General features: G+C 63.4%; 16 protein-coding genes. 6 read left to right on the top strand and 10 right to left on the bottom strand.

The genetic code is table 11. From position 1 onward, the window contains the following. Positions 1–123: 123 nt before the first annotated feature. Positions 124–2,460 (top strand): hypothetical protein, encoded by a 2,337-nt coding sequence (locus HYZ11_00080; protein ID MBI3125984.1) that lies wholly within the window; start codon positions 124–126, stop codon positions 2,458–2,460. Positions 2,461–2,534: 74 nt separating this feature from the next. Beyond that, the gene (locus tag HYZ11_00075; protein ID MBI3125983.1) at positions 2,535–3,692 is read left to right on the top strand and encodes an amidohydrolase/deacetylase family metallohydrolase; all 1,158 of its coding nucleotides are present in this window, start codon (positions 2,535–2,537) and stop codon (positions 3,690–3,692) included. A gap of 54 nt (positions 3,693–3,746) precedes the next feature. On the opposite strand, the gene HYZ11_00070 is transcribed toward HYZ11_00075, so the two are convergent. Further along, on the bottom strand, positions 3,747–4,724 hold the full coding sequence (locus HYZ11_00070) for a phosphoglycerate dehydrogenase (GenBank protein ID MBI3125982.1): 978 nt from the start codon (positions 4,722–4,724) through the stop codon (positions 3,747–3,749). A 168-nt stretch (positions 4,725–4,892) separates the two neighbouring features. Here HYZ11_00070 and HYZ11_00065 point away from each other — a divergent pair, with 168 nt between their 5' ends. Further along, positions 4,893–5,909 carry an NAD-dependent epimerase/dehydratase family protein gene (locus tag HYZ11_00065; GenBank protein ID MBI3125981.1) on the top strand — a complete coding sequence of 339 codons (1,017 nt, stop codon included), beginning with the start codon at positions 4,893–4,895 and terminating at the stop codon, positions 5,907–5,909. An 89-nt stretch (positions 5,910–5,998) separates the two neighbouring features. On the opposite strand, the gene HYZ11_00060 is transcribed toward HYZ11_00065, so the two are convergent. The 6 genes from HYZ11_00060 to HYZ11_00035 form a co-directional block, all read right to left on the bottom strand. Then, positions 5,999–6,964 (bottom strand): GDP-mannose 4,6-dehydratase, encoded by a 966-nt coding sequence (locus HYZ11_00060; protein MBI3125980.1) that lies wholly within the window; start codon positions 6,962–6,964, stop codon positions 5,999–6,001. A 91-nt stretch (positions 6,965–7,055) separates the two neighbouring features. Then, entirely contained in the window at positions 7,056–7,208 is a 153-nt protein-coding gene (locus tag HYZ11_00055) for a transposase (GenBank protein MBI3125979.1), read from the bottom strand. Continuing rightward, positions 7,174–7,506, bottom strand: a complete 333-nt coding sequence (locus HYZ11_00050; protein ID MBI3125978.1) for a transposase — start codon at positions 7,504–7,506, stop codon at positions 7,174–7,176. The genes HYZ11_00055 and HYZ11_00050 overlap by 35 nt, the downstream gene beginning before the upstream one ends. Further along, the gene (locus HYZ11_00045) at positions 7,496–7,633 is read right to left on the bottom strand and encodes a hypothetical protein (GenBank protein ID MBI3125977.1); all 138 of its coding nucleotides are present in this window, start codon (positions 7,631–7,633) and stop codon (positions 7,496–7,498) included. Before HYZ11_00045 ends, HYZ11_00050 begins: the two co-directional genes overlap by 11 nt. Continuing rightward, the gene (locus tag HYZ11_00040; protein MBI3125976.1) at positions 7,608–7,940 is read right to left on the bottom strand and encodes a hypothetical protein; all 333 of its coding nucleotides are present in this window, start codon (positions 7,938–7,940) and stop codon (positions 7,608–7,610) included. Before HYZ11_00040 ends, HYZ11_00045 begins: the two co-directional genes overlap by 26 nt. A 335-nt stretch (positions 7,941–8,275) precedes the next feature. After that, entirely contained in the window at positions 8,276–9,217 is a 942-nt protein-coding gene (locus HYZ11_00035) for a sugar nucleotide-binding protein (protein ID MBI3125975.1), read from the bottom strand. Between the two features lie 525 nt (positions 9,218–9,742). Here HYZ11_00035 and HYZ11_00030 point away from each other — a divergent pair. The 3 genes from HYZ11_00030 to HYZ11_00020 all read left to right on the top strand — a co-directional run bounded on the left by HYZ11_00030 (position 9,743) and on the right by HYZ11_00020 (position 13,935). After that, the gene (locus tag HYZ11_00030) at positions 9,743–9,928 is read left to right on the top strand and encodes a hypothetical protein (protein ID MBI3125974.1); all 186 of its coding nucleotides are present in this window, start codon (positions 9,743–9,745) and stop codon (positions 9,926–9,928) included. A 393-nt stretch (positions 9,929–10,321) separates the two neighbouring features. Next, entirely contained in the window at positions 10,322–13,285 is a 2,964-nt protein-coding gene (locus HYZ11_00025) for a PAS domain S-box protein (protein ID MBI3125973.1), read from the top strand. Further along, positions 13,282–13,935 (top strand): response regulator transcription factor, encoded by a 654-nt coding sequence (locus tag HYZ11_00020; protein MBI3125972.1) that lies wholly within the window; start codon positions 13,282–13,284, stop codon positions 13,933–13,935. Before HYZ11_00025 ends, HYZ11_00020 begins: the two co-directional genes overlap by 4 nt. A 23-nt stretch (positions 13,936–13,958) precedes the next feature. Here HYZ11_00020 and HYZ11_00015 read toward each other — a convergent pair whose 3' ends face one another. From HYZ11_00015 to HYZ11_00005, 3 genes are all read right to left on the bottom strand, one after another. Next, a complete protein-coding gene (locus HYZ11_00015; GenBank protein MBI3125971.1) occupies positions 13,959–14,852 on the bottom strand; it encodes a hypothetical protein in 894 nt (297 codons plus the stop codon). Between the two features lie 85 nt (positions 14,853–14,937). Next, positions 14,938–15,597 (bottom strand): CPBP family intramembrane metalloprotease, encoded by a 660-nt coding sequence (locus HYZ11_00010; GenBank protein MBI3125970.1) that lies wholly within the window; start codon positions 15,595–15,597, stop codon positions 14,938–14,940. 7 nt (positions 15,598–15,604) lie between these two features. Next, positions 15,605–16,246 (bottom strand): hypothetical protein (locus HYZ11_00005; GenBank protein MBI3125969.1); only part of this gene is annotated, 642 nt, incomplete at its 5' end.

Genomic DNA, 16,246 nt, shown 5'->3' with positions numbered 1-16,246 from the left:
TTGACGGATTGCCTTCCCACGGAATGGGACATGCTTGCCGTCGGGGAGTGCTGGCGCGTTCATTTTTCATCCCGATCCAACCCACGCAGAGGATGAGGCAGATGGCGAGGGGAACCATCTTCCGTGAAGCTTGAGCGAAGATCTCATTTCCTATACCTGGGAATATCTCTGATCTTTCTAGGCGTCCCCTTTTATTGGTTCGCCGCGGGCGGCCCTCCTCTGACGGCAGAGCAACACGTACGCATCCTCTGGGGCAGCCTCTTCATCTTTGTGCTTCCGGGGCTTTTCTGGGGCGAGGCGCTGGGCTTCCGTTCCCGCCACTTCCTGGAAGCCACAGCTCTTTCTTTTGCCCTGACGATGACGATCGAGGTTTTTCTTCTGCCTGTTCCCTTTTATCTTGGCGCAAGAATAGGCACCTGGGTCATGCTGCTCTTTTCGATCAGCGCGGTGGGTCTGTTTCTGTCAACCTTGAAGATTTTCCGTTCCGGCCGGTCAGACTTCATATTTCCATCCTTTGCCCTGTGGAAATATCCGGCTCCCTTAAATTGGAGCTCGATGGGGATTCTTCTCGTCTTGATCCTCATGGCCTACGGGACTTACCGCTGGGGAACGGAAACAGTTAAAGACATTGCAGCGGAAATCCTCCTTCAAGCCATATTCGTACGGAAATATTTCGGTGCCCCAATGGTAATGGATCAGTTGGGGCTTAGTCCGGCCGATTTCCCCCCGAATTTAGTTCAGTTTTGGGAGTATCTCCTCGCCGCCTGGGCGCGTTCTGTCAATCTGGATCCTCTCCCCCTCATTTTCAGGGCGCGCTTCGTAATCCCCGTCCTGGGGCTCTCGGGTCTCTATCTGATGACGGCCAGAATATTCATCCACAGAAAGAAATGCGAGATAATATTCTGGGCAGTCCTCATGATGTGCCTCGGTGCCCTCATTTTCGTCCCACCAACTCGTTGGGCATGGATATGGGTGCATTTGCGCGCTGCGACGATCTTTATGGGTTCCAGTCATCACGGCGATTCGGCCATGGATATTCTGCTGGCGTTAATTATCGGGTTAATGATACAGGCGGTGAGGCGCTTCGACTGGAAGAACGGCCTTCTGGTTCTTGGTGGGATGGTGGCGACGTTCCTATGGCATCCCAGGGAGTATGTCCAAACCGCTTTGTATCTGGGAATGCTTGGGCTCACGCTTGTATTGTTTCCTCTTCGCCGAAGAAAAGCCGCGTTGACAAGATGGGCGGCGGCTTTCGCCGTGGCCGTCTCATTCGGGATTTTCTATCATTTTGTATTGTCTCCGTCTGTCTCGATGAATTGGTCAGCACAGAACGAAAGGCGAGTTAAGTCGGGGGCGGTTCAACTTCTCCTCCGGCCTGAAAACCTCGTGGGTTTCAGGAATATTTTTAATTTTCCCGCCAAGGTTTCCCCAGTGTACATTTCTCCTCCTTCTTCTGAACCTTTTTTATACAAGGGGTGGGACATATCCCCATTTTTGGTCATTTCCGCCATTTCGGCCCTTTGGTTGCTCTTTGCCGGAGATAAGGAGGAGCGGCATCTGGCTTACTTTTATGTATTATTCTGGTTTTTATCCCTCGCATGGAACTTTAGCCTGCTTGTGATTCTTTATTTGACGTATAGTGAATTTTTCGTGTCGACGATCCGGTTGCTTTACATTTTTTCTTATCTCGTAATCGGCGCCGCTTTCGCCAGATTCACCCGAATGATTTTCGCAAAATGCGCCGATCATTTTTCGGGTATGGCTGCCCCCCTTTCGATAATGCTAGTTTTGGGTTTGTTGCTTTGGTTGTGGTGGAGGAGCGGGATGATATTGGCAGGAACAGGCACTACAATTATAACTCTCGGATTTGTATTTTCTATTTTTTTCATCCCTTTCACTCCCTGGAAGAGAATCTTGCGCGAACACCGTTGGCCCGCTCCTAATGTATTTTCGACCGTTCTCGGCATTTTTCTGCTCACGCTGCCACTATTCAGCGCAAATTACGTTCGATCGCTTAGCGATATTTTTCTCAGGAAAAGACCTGCCATGGACTGGTGGGGGAAAGGAAATCCCCTTCGAGTTTCCGGGGACTTGATTGGCTTTATTCGCTCGCTCCCATATAGCAACATCTTGGTCGATCCTCTCGGAGGGGATGTCGTATCCATTTATGCACCCCATGATCTTGTTATTGTTCCAGCGAAAACACCTTTATTCGCATTTGCCAATACATACAGCCAGGCCAAGAAGATGGAACATCCTTTGTTTAAACCCATGGAAAAACCCTATGAGATTGAAGATCCTCAGCTTATGTCGTATTTAAAGCGCCACTCCGTCGATTATATCCTCCTTAGAGGACATTATTATAATACGTTGTTAGATTATTTTTCCCGACGGCAGGACTTGTATAGGATAGTCTTCCAGAACTCTCATGACAAAGAAGCAGTGGTGAGAGTCCTGTGAAGGCGAGCGCAAAGTCTCCTCGACTGCCATACCACGTCGTTTTAGACTTCGAGAAGAGCGGTTGAGAGTAGGCGATGACTGGCGACCTCCTCATCCGCGGCGGGTACCTCACCGACCCCTCCCAGGGCATCGAGGGGACGATGGACGTGGAGATCCGCCGGGGACGCGTCCGCCGCATTGCCCCCCACATCGAGCTGCGGGGAATGCCCACCCTCGACGCCCGAGGGAAGCTCGTGACCCCGGGGCTGGTGGACCTCCACTGCCATTTCTTCGAGGGAATTTCGCATTATGGAGTCTCTCTGGAGAAGGGCATGCTGGCCCGGGGGGTGACCACCGCCGTGGACACCGGCAGCGCCGGGGCGCAAACCTTCCCCAGCTTTCGCCGATGGATTCTCGATGCCGCCCGGCCCACGGTGCGCGCCTTCCTGAACATCTCGGCGGGGGGCCTCCTCCTGCCGGGCATTGGAGAAAACATTGACATGCGCGCCCTGGGCGTGGAGCGCGCCCTCGAATGCTACAAGGCGCACCGTGACCTCCTCGTGGGGATGAAGGTGCGCCTGAGCCGAAACGTGGTGGGCCGCAGCGGCGGGAGGCCCCTCGACCCGGCCCTGGAGGCCGCCAAGGCCCTCCGCGTCCCCCTCATGGTCCACGTGGGGGACACCCCGGAGAGCCTCCCCAAGATTCTCCGGCGCCTCCGGCCGGGGGACGTGCTCACCCACGCCTTTCACGGGCGGCGGGAGAGCATCCTGGACCGCCGGGGGAAGGTGCGCCGGGCGGTGTGGGAGGCGCGGGACCGGGGCATCCTCCTCGACGTGGCGCACGGCCAGGCCAGCTTCCGCTTCGAGACCCTGGAGACCGCCATGGCCCAGGGCCTCATGCCGGGGAACCTCAGCACCGACCTCCACGCCCACTGCATCAACGGGCCGGTGTGGAGCTTCCCGAACCTCATCGGCAAGTTCCTGGCGCTCGGTTTTCCTTTAGCGGAAGTTATCCGGCTCAGCACCCAGACGACGGCCCGCTGGCTGGGCCTGGAGAGGGAAATCGGCACCCTGCGGCCCGGAGCGCGAGGGGACGCCGCCGTCTTCCGGGTGAAGGAGGGGAGGTTCACCTTCGTGGACTGCCACGGGGGGAGGCGGAGAGGAAAACAAATGTTGGAGACCATGCATGTGGTGCTGGGAGGGGTCGTGCTGAAGGCCGCCGGGCAGGAGAAGCGGGCGCTCGTCCCCCGATGACCCCGTAGATCTTCAGCGATCGGGTCTCCGCCGCAGTCTTGTCAGGACCAAGCTTCAGTCCTGCCCCTTTGAATCGTATTCGTGCTCCGGGATCAAGGTCGCGCGGCGGCCTTCCATAAAGAATGCGACCACGTTCTCGGCTGCCTCCATCTCCATCCGCAGGCGGGAGGACCGCGTGCTCGAGCCCATGTGGCAGGTGAGGAGGCAGTTGTCGAGCCGGGCAAGCTCGCCCGCATAGGGCTCCTTCTGAAAAACGTCCAAGGCCGCCCCGCCCAGGCGACCCTGCCGCAGGGCCTCGGCCAAGGCCGCCTCGTCCACCACCCCCCCGCGCGCCGTGTTGATCAGGATGGCATCCCGTTTCATCATCGCCAGCTCCCGCGCGCCGATCATGCCCCTCGTATCCGCCGTGAGAGGCACATGCAGGGTGATGACGTCGGCTTCCCGGTAAAGCCGCTCTTTTTCCGCCCACTGAAGGCCGAACTCGGCGCCGAAGGCCTCGTCCCGCACGAGATCATTCCCCAGGAAGCGAGGCCCGAAAGGGGCCAGCAGCCGTATCAGTTTCTTTCCGATCCGGTTCACTCCCACGACGCCGACGGTCGTCTCCGACAGCGAGCGTCCGAGGACGCGGCTCCACTCACCCCGCCGGATGGAGGCGTCGGCGATGGGAATGCCCCGCAGCATCGAGAGCATGAAGGCGGCGGTCAACTCCGCTACGGCCGTGGAAGGGGCATCCGGCGTATAGGCGACCTGAATCCCCTGTGCCTTCGCCGCCGCCAGGTCTACGCTGTCCAGCCCGATCCCGACCCGAGAGATCAGGCGAAGCCGCGGCAAGCGGCTCATAAGACGCGCCGTGATGGGTTCGGTGCCCGCGATCAAGGCCTCGGAATCCGCGGCCAGGGCGATAATTCCATCCTCGTCCAGATGCTTTCCCGATGAATTGAGCGCCCATTCCACCCCTGCCTTTTCCAGGAGGGCGAGAGGTGCGCGGTCCACTTCTGCGAATAGCCTCGCGGTGATGGCCACGCGATTCATGATTGCCTCAATGGCGATTGGCTCAGATCTGCGAAATGAAAATAGCCGGACGAGAAAGTTCTGGCAACTTTCCCGCCAGGCTCATCTTGCATACTCGGGCCCATCCAGGCCATGATAATGTGCTTTGGCAAGCGCAGCGGCCCCAAATTGATATGAATTCGCCCCTTCATGAGTAATGAGCAGGATACCGCTTTGCCCACCCACCTCGTCACAGGCGCCGCGGGCTTCATCGCCTCGAAGGTGTGCGAGCGGCTCCTGGAGCAGGGCCACCGGGTCGTCGCCCTCGACAACCTGAACGACGCTTATGACCTGCGCCTGAAGGAGTGGCGGCTGGGCCAGCTCAAGGGGCGGCCGGGGTTCGAGTTCCACCGGCTGGACATCGGGGACTTGGCCGGGCTGAGGGCCCTCTTCGAGCGGGGCGCCCCGCGGGCCGGGGAGCCCCCCTGGGCCGCCGTCCTGAACCTGGCGGCCCGGGCGGGGGTACGGCAGTCCGTCGAGAACCCCTGGGTCTATTACGAGACGAATGTCATGGGCACCCTGAACCTCCTCGAGCTCTGCCGGGAGTTCGGGGTCAGGAAGTTTGTGCTCGCCTCGACCTCGAGCGCGTACGGGGATGGCACGCCCGTCCCCTTCCGGGAGGAGGCACCCACCGACCGGCCCCTCTCCCCCTACGCCGCGTCCAAGAAGGCGGCCGAGGTGCTCTGCAGCACCTATCATTTCCTGTACGGCATCGACGTGACGGTGCTGCGCTACTTCACCGTCTACGGCCCCGCCGGCCGGCCCGACATGAGCCTCTTCCGCTTCGTCCAGTGGATAGCGGAGGGGAAGCCCGTGCAGGTGTTCGGGGACGGCCGCCAGGAGCGAGACTTCACCTTCGTGGAGGACATCGCCCGGGGCACGGTCGCGGCCCTCAAGCCCCTCGGCTACGAGATCATCAACCTGGGCTCGGACCAGCCCGTGATGCTCATGGACGCGGTCCGGAAGGTGGAGGAGCTACTGGAGAAGAAGGCGCAAATCGAATACCAGGACCGCCACCAGGCCGACGTCCTCAGGACCTGGGCCAGCATCGAGAAGGCCGAGCGCCTGCTCGGCTGGCGGCCCCAGGTACCCTTCGGGGACGGGGCCGCCCGTCTCGTCGAGTGGTACATGGCCAACCGGAGTTGGACTTCTCAGATCCGGACCTGAGACAATGAATCCAATTACCGTATTTCGCCGGAATACAGACTGTGTAGCACGTTCTCCCCCTAACTTGTTGCTGGTTCGTCCCAAGGAGATCAAGAGCCTGCCTGGACCTTTCCGCGCCAGTAAGCCAGAGTGTCCCGCAGGGTCTGATCGAAGGAGATTTCAGGCCGCCAGCCCGCATCGGCCTCCAACCGGGCATAAGAGAAGCGCTGGTGCGAGCTGTCGGCCGCGCGGCCAATAGAAGGATCGCGCTCCACTCGCACGGGCACCTGGAGCATTCCGAGAAGAAGGTCGAGCCCATCCCCCACCCGACGCGGAATCCCCGAGCAGACGAGATAGCCTTCACCAGGCTTTCCCCGCTCGGCCACGAGCGCGTAGGCCCGCACCACGTCGCGCACATCAGTGAAGTCCCGTGCGATTTCTAGATCCCCTACTCGGATGAGGGGTTCCCGCAACCCCGCTTCGATCTCGGCCGCCTCCTTGGCGAAACGCGAGATGACGAAGCGAGGGGACTGCCGCGGACCGATGTGATTTGAGGGCCGCAACCTCACAATCGGTAACCCCTTCGCCTTCCCGAACTGGCCGACCACCAGATCGAGTGCAAGCTTGCTCACGGCGTACGGATTGCGGGGGAGGAAGGGAGACTCTTCCGTCAAAAGGCCGTCGGGGGGACCGCCTCCGTAAATCTCGGCGGAGGTCACCACCACCAAACGAAGTCTCTCCCGAAAGGGGAGGCAACTCTGCAAAAGGCGGATCCCACCCGTGACATTAACACCGAAGGTCGCGACGGGGTCCTCCCAAGAGGACGGAACGTAGCTCTGTGCTGCGAGGTGGAAAACCCGATGGGGCCGCTCGGCGTCCAGAATTTCGGCAATCCGCCCAGCGTCGAGAAGGTCGCCTTCGAGGAGGGAGATCCGGCCAATGAGATGGGCAACGTTGTCGAGGCTGGCGCCCGGCTGGACGAGACCCGAAACTATGTGGCCAAGGGAGAGCAAATGATCGGCTAGGTGGCTTCCAGCGAAACCAGTGATGCCCGTGATGAGCACCCGCTGTGCCATCAAGGCCTCCATCGTCAAGAAGATGTTGAAATTATAGAATCATAGAGGAGCCCCTCCCCGGCCGACTCGACCAGATTCGCGTAGAGGAGCTTCAAGCAGGCTTGCCCGCCTGGGAAGCGGGGAACACCTTGCTCCTTCGTCTGCCCTCCCCGATCAGGCGCTCCAAGAGGTTCGTGGTCCGAAGGTACCTGTGATGCTCACGTGGGCACTTAAGGTGCGCGAGAGCCTCTTCCAGGTCCTTCACCTCTAATGCTTCCATCGCCACGGGGGAATCGCCCCCTGAAGAGGGCGATTAGGGACTTGCCCCGCCGCAGACCCTTCTCGAAGCTCCCGGCCGTGAAGACGTGATTTCGGCCCACCTGGCGGAGAAGCTTGGCGATGATGTCCCGCATCTTCTGCACCTGGCAGCGCTTCTTGAGTGCGCGGGGGAAGACCTCCAGGAGGGCGCGCCTCAGGACAGGCATTCCATCCGAACACACAAGAAGGGGTTCCTTGAGGCCCCGCTCCGCCAAGTCATGTAGGGTAGGAAGGTCAACCGTCATGTGACTCCCTGCTTCCCAGCGTCAGCCCCAGGAGGACCTTTTTCCCCTCCTCCAGCACCTCGTAGGCGCGGAGCACTCCCTCCTTCTCGGCGCTTCCCTGCCTAAACCGCAGGTAGAGGGCGTCCAGGAAGAGGTAGGGCCATCGCCAGCCCCAAGAGCGCCCGCCGCTTGAACACTTCGAAGTCGGCGTTCAAGGATTCCGTCACCCGGCTCACGGTGCTCTTGTTCAGAATCTGCTCGCCCGTGGCGTCGGGCGCAGAGAGCCCTTTCAGGTACATCTGGGCGGCGAGCCCTTGAAGGCGGGCCGAGCCCTGCGCCAAGCCCTCCACCAGGCGCGAGTGGAAGGGCTTCCCGGTACCGCGCACCTGGGAAAGTGGACGAGAAGAGAACTCTCGGTCGTCTTGAGCCGCCTCGGCTCGTAGCCGTTCCGCCACTCAGAGCTGCCGCCTCTCCGGCGGTAGCGGGCCCAGCCCAAATAGGCCGTCAGCCCCCCCACTGCCTCCTGGAGCATGAGGCGAGCCGAGAAGGTGAACACCTCGTCCAGGAGGTGGCCCCCGCTTCCCTCCCGGAGCCGCTCCGAAAACTCTTTTCCCCTATCTGCCTCCTTGGGGGAGTATCCTCTTCATCGGCGTAGGCCTCCTTTCCGCCCCTCCTGCAAGGTGCTTTGGGCTGATTGCTCGACCGCGAAAGGTAGCCTACACCGCTTCACTTTTTCAGGAAGGTTGGGACATCACCTTGTCAGGTCAAAAATTTCGAAGAATCGAAAAAATTATGCTTGCATCTCTTCGCTGAGCAACTGAAAAATAACATCTCTAATGTAGGATTCGGCTCCCTCGATCCAAGCTCTCGGCGTCCGAATTCCTTGATTTCTTAATTTATTGCAATCTAGAATTGCATTGCAAGGGACTTGGGATCGGCCATTCGGGACCAACGGCTGCACGTCGATTTCGGCATGCACTAATTCGTTGGTGATCTCCGTGACAATTTCCGAAACGTATTGAGCTAAAGAACCGATTGGTGATGCAAGCGACCCTGCGGCATGATATATGCCTCTTGGAGGAGTCTGATTAATCATTTGCAAGATAGTGTCAGCAAGTTCATGCACATTGGTAGGCGCATACAGCCGCTCAAATCCGAACGAGGTGGCTTTTACTCTTCTGTTTGGCAGCGCGGCTCTTGCCATGTCCTCTAATAAATCGGCATCGACCTGATTGCAGGTCGCTCCCTTTCCGAACAGCCATGAAGAACGAACAATATAATAAGAACAATCAGAATATTCCATAACCGCTTGAATTAAGCGTTCCCCCTCGGCTTTGGTCTTTCCATAAATGTTAAAAGGCTCTACAGGATCCTCTTCGGTCAGAAATCCTCCATGTGCCGGAGGACGCGAAAAAACAAAATTGGTAGACAAGTGAACCAATCCCACATTTTCTTCTTGGCATAATTTTGCAAGAAGTGCGGGTGCCCATGCGTTTGCCGCAAAAGCCTTGGCGGGGTTGTGCTCACATTCGCTGTGAGACGTCAAGGCATTACAATTGATAATCCACCTTGGCTTATGTTTGGCAAAAAGCGTACGAAATGGCGGATCTTTCGCATAATCTAGGCCTTCTGTTGCCCCTCCTTCGGTCCGAATTTCTTGATCCGAATGGATGATTTTTTCGTACAAAGCTGAGCCGAGCTTGGAATTCCAACCAAGAAGGAGGATAGCCACAATTAACCCCCATGATACGCAATTTTTTCCTTGCAGTCGCCGGGCAATGTCCTCCCGACCTTCCTGTGACCTATCTCCGGGTAGCGCTACAATACTCCATGATACACCTTCTGCAACGGCAGCCATAACCGGAGAACCGAACGGAGCAAGTTTTTTGCCTTCCGATGCTGACGGAAGCGCTGGAATCTCCGACCGCCCCTGTTGAGTGCTTCGGCCTTAACGCCCCGGCCCAGAGGGTCTATACCAGTCCTCCGAAGCACATACGGCCATCAGCCCGTGCCTCCTTTCTTCGGGGCTTCGCTTCCACCTGGGTGGTGGGCTCAGATCGCTTCTCACGGGTCGTCGGTCATTCCATGTTACGCCGCCCGTCCAACTCCTCGCGCCTGGGGCGTATATTATAGGTTTGAGGACAGATTTTGGGACACTTGCAGAGAAGATTTTCTTTGGATTTTATATAGACTAGGTATTGTCGCGGCGGTCAAGCTCCTCGGCTACGAGACCAGCAACCTGGGCTCGGACCGGCCCGTGGTCCTCATGGATGCGGTCCGGAAGGTGGAGGAGCGGCTGGAGAAGAAGGCGCAAATCGAATACCAGGATCGCCACCAGGCCGACGTCCTGAAGACCTGGGCCAGCATCGAGAAGGCCGGGCGCCTCCTCGGCTGGCGGCCCCAGGTGGCCTTCGGGGACGGGGTGGCCCGCTTGGTCGAGTGATACATGGCGAACCGGAGCTGGGCCTCCCGGGTCCGCACCTAAACCCGCGCCGTCCGTCCGCAACCGGTTGATTTCATTTAGCTAATGCCGAATTCCCGGGCGCCGCCGCCATGAAACCATTTCGTTTCGCTAATTGAAACTCCGGTTTTTCCCCGATATCTCTCCTGCTCCTTCCGGGTTTAGAATCTAACCGCCTGATTTTTAAATTAAACGAACGTTAAACGGTGCCCGGAGAGGCGGCCGTCTCAATTTACAAAAATTGAGCCCTGCGCCGTCCGTTGCTGAAAGGCATTTCCCTTCATGCTGCCTCGCGCGCAGGACGCAAAGACTCATCCCGCCCAGGCGCGTCCCCCGGCGCCCGCGATTCCCCGCCCCGCCCCCCGGATATCCCGGATGGCCGCGAGCGGCTCCCTCCGGTACGCCGCCGCCGTCTCCCTCCTCGCGGCCGCCTATTTCGGCTCGGCCAAGCTGGGGCTGCAGCTCGCGACCGTCAGCCCCTATGCCACCGTGGTGTGGCCCCCCACGGGGATCGCCCTGGCCTCCCTGCTGCTCCTGGGCCACCGGGCCTGGCCCGGGGTGTTCCTGGGGGCGCTCCTGGCGAACGCGACGGTCGACGGAGCCCTCCTCCCCTCGTTCCTCATCGCCATGGGGAACACGCTCGAGGCCCTGGCCGGCGCCGCCCTGGTCAACCGGTTCGCGAACGGGCGGGACTGCTTCTACCGGCCGCAGGACACCTTCCGGTACGCCATCCTCGCCGGGATGGGAGCGACCTCGATCAGCGCCACCGTGGGGCTGTTCAGCATCTGGCTGGGAGGGGCCTTCGGGGAGGCGGGCGCTGGGGTGGTCTGGCTCACCTGGTGGCTCGGGGACGGGACCAGCGTCCTCACCATCGCGCCCCTCATCCTGCTCGCGGCCGTCCGGGAGCGCCACCTCGGCATGCCCGGGCGGCTGCCGGAGTTCGCGGCCCTCGCGGCCTTCACCCTGGCCGTCGGAATCTTCGTGTTCAAGAGCGGGCTCCCCCTCTGGGAGCGCCCCTACCCGCTCTCCTACCTCTGCGTCTCCCCCCTGCTCTGGGCCGCCATCCGGTTCGGCCCGCGGGAGACGGCCGGCGCCGTCTTCGTCCTCTCCGGGATGGCCGTCTGGGGCAGGCTGACCGACTACGAGGCCTGGAGCCACGAGTCCCTCCTCTCCCTGCAGGTGTTCCTGGGGCTGATCTCCTTCATGGCCCTCTCCCTCGCGGCCTCCGTCCACGAAAGGCAGGCCACCCACCAGATGCTGCGGCGGCGGGAGGAGGAGCTCTCGAACTTCCTCGAGAACGCCGTCCTGGGCATGCACTGGGTGAACGCGGAGGGGATCATCATCTGGGCGAACAAGGCCGAGCTCGCCCTTCTGGGATACGCGCCGGAGGAGTATATCGGCCGCCGGGCGGCCGATTTCCACGCCGACGCGGGGATGGTGGACGATATCCTGCGGAGGCTGGAGAGGGGCGGGGAGGTCCAAGGCTACGAAGCGCGGCTGAGGCGCAAGGACGGCTCGCTCGTGCACGTCCTCCTCGACTTGAACGCCCACCGGGAGAACGGCCGGCTCGTCCACACGCGCTGCTTCACCCGGGACATCAGCGAGCGGAAGCGGGCGGCCGAGGAGCTCCAGAGGGTCAACGAATCGCTCGAGATGCGCGTGGAGGAACGGACGCTCTCCCTGGCCCGGGCGAACCGGACCCTGGCCGCCGAGATACAGGAGCGCAGGCACGCCGAGGCCCTGGTGCGGGACCAGAACGAGATCCTCCTCCAGATGGCCTCGGGCGCCCCCCTTCCGGCCATCCTCGATTCGATCGCCTCCTTCGCCGCGAGGGAGAGCGGCGGGGACCTCTGCGCCCTTCTCCTGCACGGTCCGGAGGGTACGCGGCTGCGCGTCGCCGCCGCGCCCCGCCTGCCCGCCGCGTTCGCGGAGGCGATTCCGGAGCTGGCCCTCTCCCCGGACTCGGACCTCCCCTCCACCCTCCTGCCCGCGGTCCCGGGGGAGGGGGCGGACGGCGCCCTGCCGGCCTCGCCCTGGGCGGAGTACCGCCGTCTCGCGGCGCGGCACGGCTTCCCGGCGTGCTGGGGCGCCCCCATCGTCTCGGCCGGGCGGGAGGTCCTCGGGGCCCTCATCATGCACCACCCCTCGCCGCACCTCTCCCCGAGCGAAAAGGACCGGGAGCTGCTGGAGTCGGCCGCCCGCATGGCGGCCATCGCGGTGGAGCGGCAGCGGACCCTGGATGAGATGCGGCGCGTCGAGGAGCGGTTCCGCCTGCTGGTGGAGGGCGTGCAGGACTACGCCATCTGCCTGATCGACCCCCACGGGAACGTGATCACCTGGAACGACGGCGCCGAGCGGATCAAGGGCTACCGCGCCGACGAGATCGTCGGCCGGCACTTCTCTTGCTTCTATACGCAGGAGGACCTCCGCGATCTGAGGCCCGAGGAGGCGCTGCGGCTGGCGGCCGAGAACGGGCGCCACCGGGAGGAGGGCTGGCGCGTCCGGAAGGACGGATCGAGGTTCTTCGCCAGCGTGCTCATGGCGGCGCTGAGGACGGAGGACGGCCAGCTCGGCGGCTTCGCCAAGGTGACGCAGGACATCACCGCCCGGAAGGAAGAGCAGGAGAAGCTCAAGGAGTACGCCGACCGGCTGCAGTTCCTCTCCCGCCGGCTGCTGGAGCTGCAGGAGACCGAGCGCCGGGCCATCGCCCGGGAGCTCCACGACGAAACCGGCCAGGCCCTCACCGCCCTCAAGATCAACCTCGACCTCGCCCTGCAGACGCCGGCGATGTCCAACGCCAAGTACCTGGCCGAGAGCGCGGACCTCGCCGACAGCCTACTGAGGCAGGTCCGGAACCTCTCGCTCGACCTGCACCCGTCCATCCTGGACGACCTGGGGCTGGTGGCCGCCCTCCGGTGGTCGGCCGGGCGCCAGGCCCAGCGCAGCGGGTTCCGCCTCCACTTCGACGCCGATCCGGTCGGCGGCCGGCTCCCCATCGAGGTCGAAACCGCCTGCTTCCGCATCGCCCAGGAGGCGCTGACCAACGTCAGCCGCCACGCGGAGGCCAAGGAGGTCGAGCTCACCTTCCGGCGCGCGGGCGGCGCCTATGAGATGGTCGTCCAGGACGACGGGAGGGGTTTCGACGCCGAATCCAAGCTGCGGTACGCCGCCGCCGGGCTGAGCATGGGGCTGGTCGGGATGCAGGAGCGGGCCGCCCTCATCGGGGCCTCTCTCGACATCCTGTCCACCCCCGGAAACGGAACCCGCATATGCCTCAAGGTGCCCCTTCGGCCCTCGAACGAAGGGATCCAAGGGCGAAGCAAGGCCGGAATTGGATGACGAGCGTCCGGGTGGCTTTGGCGGACGACCATGCCATCGTCCGTGCGGGCATCCGCTCCCTTCTGGAGCGCATGGCCGGGGTCGAGGTGGCGGGGGAGGCCTCGACCGGCCCCCAGGCGCTTGAAGTCGCCGCGCGCGACGCCCCCGACGTCATCCTGATGGACATCGCGATGCCCGGGCTGAACGGCCTGGACGCGACGGCCCGGATCGTGAAGGAGCATCCACGCGTCCGCGTCATCATCCTCTCCATGTACAGCAGCGAAGAGTACGTCTTCCAGGCGCTGCGCTCGGGAGCGGCCGGCTATCTGGTGAAGGATTCCGTCCCGGCGGAGCTCGAGGTGGCGATACAGGCCGTCTGCCGGGGGGAGAGCTACCTGAGCCCCCGGATCTCCAGGAAAGTGGTGAACGACTACCTGAAGCGGGCCGAGGAGTCGAAAGGCCCCTTCGACCCGCTCACGCCCCGGCAGCGGCAGATTCTCCAGCTCATGGCGGAGGGAAAGAGCACGAAGGAGATCGCGTTCACGCTTCAGGTGAGCGCGAAGACGGTGGAGGCCCACCGGGCGCAGATCATGGAGCGGCTGCAGATCTTCGACGTGCCCGGCCTGGTGCGCTACGCGATCCGGATCGGGCTCGTCTCCGCGGAGGGCTGAGCGCCCCGGCCCACCGGGCGCCGCTAGAACCGGATCTCGGCCTGGAAGAAGATGGAGTTGATGTAGGTCCGGTTGTTGGGGAGGACGGCGTTGACGCTCCGGCCTTCCTCCACCTCGATGTAGGTGCCCCGGTAGCTAAGGCCCAGCTCCAGCCACTCCCGCGCCCGGTAGCCCAGGCCGAGCCTCCAGCGCAGGGAATTTCCCTCCGACTCGATGTTGCCGAGGAGGCTGTTCTCCGCCCTCAGGTTCGGAAGGTACGCCCACTGGAGCCCCCCTCCCAGGACGAACCCGTTGTATTTCGCGGTGAGGCGGGCGCCGAGGGAGGGCCCGTCCGCCGACACGTCCTCGCTCACCGGCCCCAGGATGGAATGGATGGTGAACCCGGACACCTGGAAGGCGAAGTTCGACCGCTCGAACCGGTGGCGCAGGAAGTGCCACCCCGCCAGGAATTCCAGCTCGAGGCTCGCGGCGCGGACGACGGCCAGGCTGGCGTAGATATCCAGCATGCCGACGTCCACCTGGGTGTCGTTCGTCTGGTCGACCTGGGTCCCGATGACGGTGCCGGCCGGGAGGTTGCTCCAGGTCTCGATGTCCCGGCCGATGCGGGTGACCTCCAGGGCGGCGCCCACCCCCAGCGGAGGGAGCAGCTCCAGTTCCCCCAACAGCGTCCAGGACACTCCCTCGGACTCGAAGCGGCTCGACGTGGCGCCGAAGTGCTCTTCGTAGCGGTACGCCGCGGGGCCAATCTCCCCGCTCAGGCGGAGGACCTTGCCCCATTCCTTCTCCATGGCCCCCCGGCCCATCCAAAGGGGGTCCTCGCCGCCGGCCGGAGCGCCCGCGGCCGGGAGGGCCGCGCCGAGCGCGGCGAGGAGCGCGAGCGCGGCCAGGGTCTTTCGCACGGCCGGAAGCGGTTTCATCGATTCCCTCATGGGACGGGCCGTCCGCCGCCGCGCGGGCGGCGCGCCCGCCGGTTGTGCCGCACCCGTTGTGCCGCGAGAAGTCTCAGCCGGCGCGCCCCAGGAACACGGCCAGCGCCGCGTTGCTCGCGGCGTGGACCAGGATGGGCGCGAGGAGGGAACCCGTCCGCTCCCGCAGGACCCCGAAGAGGATCCCCGGCGCGAAGACCCTGAGTCCCCCCACCGACTGCTCCGCCATCACATGGACCAGGGCGAAGAGGATGCCGGAGCAGATGACGGAAAGAGGAATGGGGAAAGGATCCTGGGCGCTGTCTCCCCTCCGCAGCATCCCCTGAAGCGCCCCGCGGAAGAGAAGCTCCTCCGGGAGCGCGACCCAGAGCAGCTGGAAGCCGATGAGCGCCAGCCATATCCGGAGGCCGTCCGGGGCCCCTCCCCGATCTCCCCCCGCCGTCCAGGCCCAGAGGGCCGCGCCCGGCAGCGCCAGCGCGAGCGCCGCGAGAGTCCAGGGCGCCGTCCGGAGAGTCCAGGCGAAACCCATTTCCTTCGGGCCGATCTGCTTCCAGCCCATCCAGCCGGCGGCCGTCAGGATTCCCGCGATCGCGGTGACCGCGTACGGGGGCACCGGGGGGCTGGCTCCCTGGGCCAGCGGGGCCGCGCTCCCGGCGAAGGCCGTGAACATGAGCGCCGCCATCGACGCGTCGAGCATCTCCCCCCGGCCATACGCCCACATCCCCGCCCGGAGCATCCGCCCCTCACGCTTCTTGGACGCGGGCCCTCGCCTTGAGGCAGCGGCGGCGCGTCGCGAAGAGGAGCAGGGGCAGCCAGGGGAGGAGCATGTTGAGGGGGCCGCTCAGCCAGCCCTCGCCCTCGCCCGGCTGGAAGCGGATCGTGCACCCGCCCCCCCCTCCTCCTCCGCCGCCGCTTCCCCCGCTCGTGGCCGCGATCGCGGCGGGGCCGGAGCCGGTGCCGGCGGCTCCACCGGAGCTGACGCCGCTGCTGCTGCCGGCGGGGCTGGTGGTGGTGGAGCTGGTGCTGCCGGTGCTGGACACGGTCGACGGTGTCGCGCTGGAGGTCGCAGTGGACGGGGTGGGGGACGATGTGTTGGAGGCCGTCGAGGGAGCCGGGTTGGACGGGACCGGATCGGAGGACGGGGGCGTCACGGAGGGCTGGGCGGGCGGATTGGAGGCGACCGCGACGGGCATCACCCCGGAGACGGCCCCACCCGTGGCGTCGGTCAAGGCTCCGATGTCCGCGCCGAGGTCCTTGCCGTCGGTGCCCGCGCCCTTGTAGGGGCTGGAGGCGGCGAGGCGGTAATCGCCCCCGGCCTGGTCGGTGAAGCCCACGGCCGCGAAGGTGGCCGGGAAGAAGTTATCCGCGGGGTAGCTGCCGGAGTT

It is taken from the genome of Candidatus Tectomicrobia bacterium (assembly GCA_016192135.1).
Lineage (GTDB): Bacteria > UBA8248 > UBA8248 > UBA8248 > UBA8248 > 2-12-FULL-69-37.
The sequence above is the reverse complement of the archived record's forward strand: the minus strand, read 5'-3'. Positions and strand labels throughout refer to the sequence as shown.

Excerpts from the sequence above, each read along its gene's own strand:
- HYZ11_00070 (MBI3125982.1), bottom strand. The coding sequence starts at position 4,724 with ATGAATCGCGTGGCCATCACCGCGAGGCTATTCGCAGAAGTGGACCGC.
- HYZ11_00075 (MBI3125983.1), top strand. The coding sequence starts at position 2,535 with ATGACTGGCGACCTCCTCATCCGCGGCGGGTACCTCACCGACCCCTCC.
- HYZ11_00065 (MBI3125981.1), top strand. The coding sequence starts at position 4,893 with ATGAGTAATGAGCAGGATACCGCTTTGCCCACCCACCTCGTCACAGGC.
- HYZ11_00050 (MBI3125978.1), bottom strand. The coding sequence starts at position 7,506 with ATGACGGTTGACCTTCCTACCCTACATGACTTGGCGGAGCGGGGCCTC.
- HYZ11_00060 (MBI3125980.1), bottom strand. The coding sequence starts at position 6,964 with ATGGCACAGCGGGTGCTCATCACGGGCATCACTGGTTTCGCTGGAAGC.
- HYZ11_00020 (MBI3125972.1), top strand. The coding sequence starts at position 13,282 with ATGACGAGCGTCCGGGTGGCTTTGGCGGACGACCATGCCATCGTCCGT.
- HYZ11_00015 (MBI3125971.1), bottom strand. The coding sequence starts at position 14,852 with ATGAAACCGCTTCCGGCCGTGCGAAAGACCCTGGCCGCGCTCGCGCTC.
- HYZ11_00025 (MBI3125973.1), top strand. The coding sequence starts at position 10,322 with ATGGCCGCGAGCGGCTCCCTCCGGTACGCCGCCGCCGTCTCCCTCCTC.
- HYZ11_00010 (MBI3125970.1), bottom strand. The coding sequence starts at position 15,597 with ATGCTCCGGGCGGGGATGTGGGCGTATGGCCGGGGGGAGATGCTCGAC.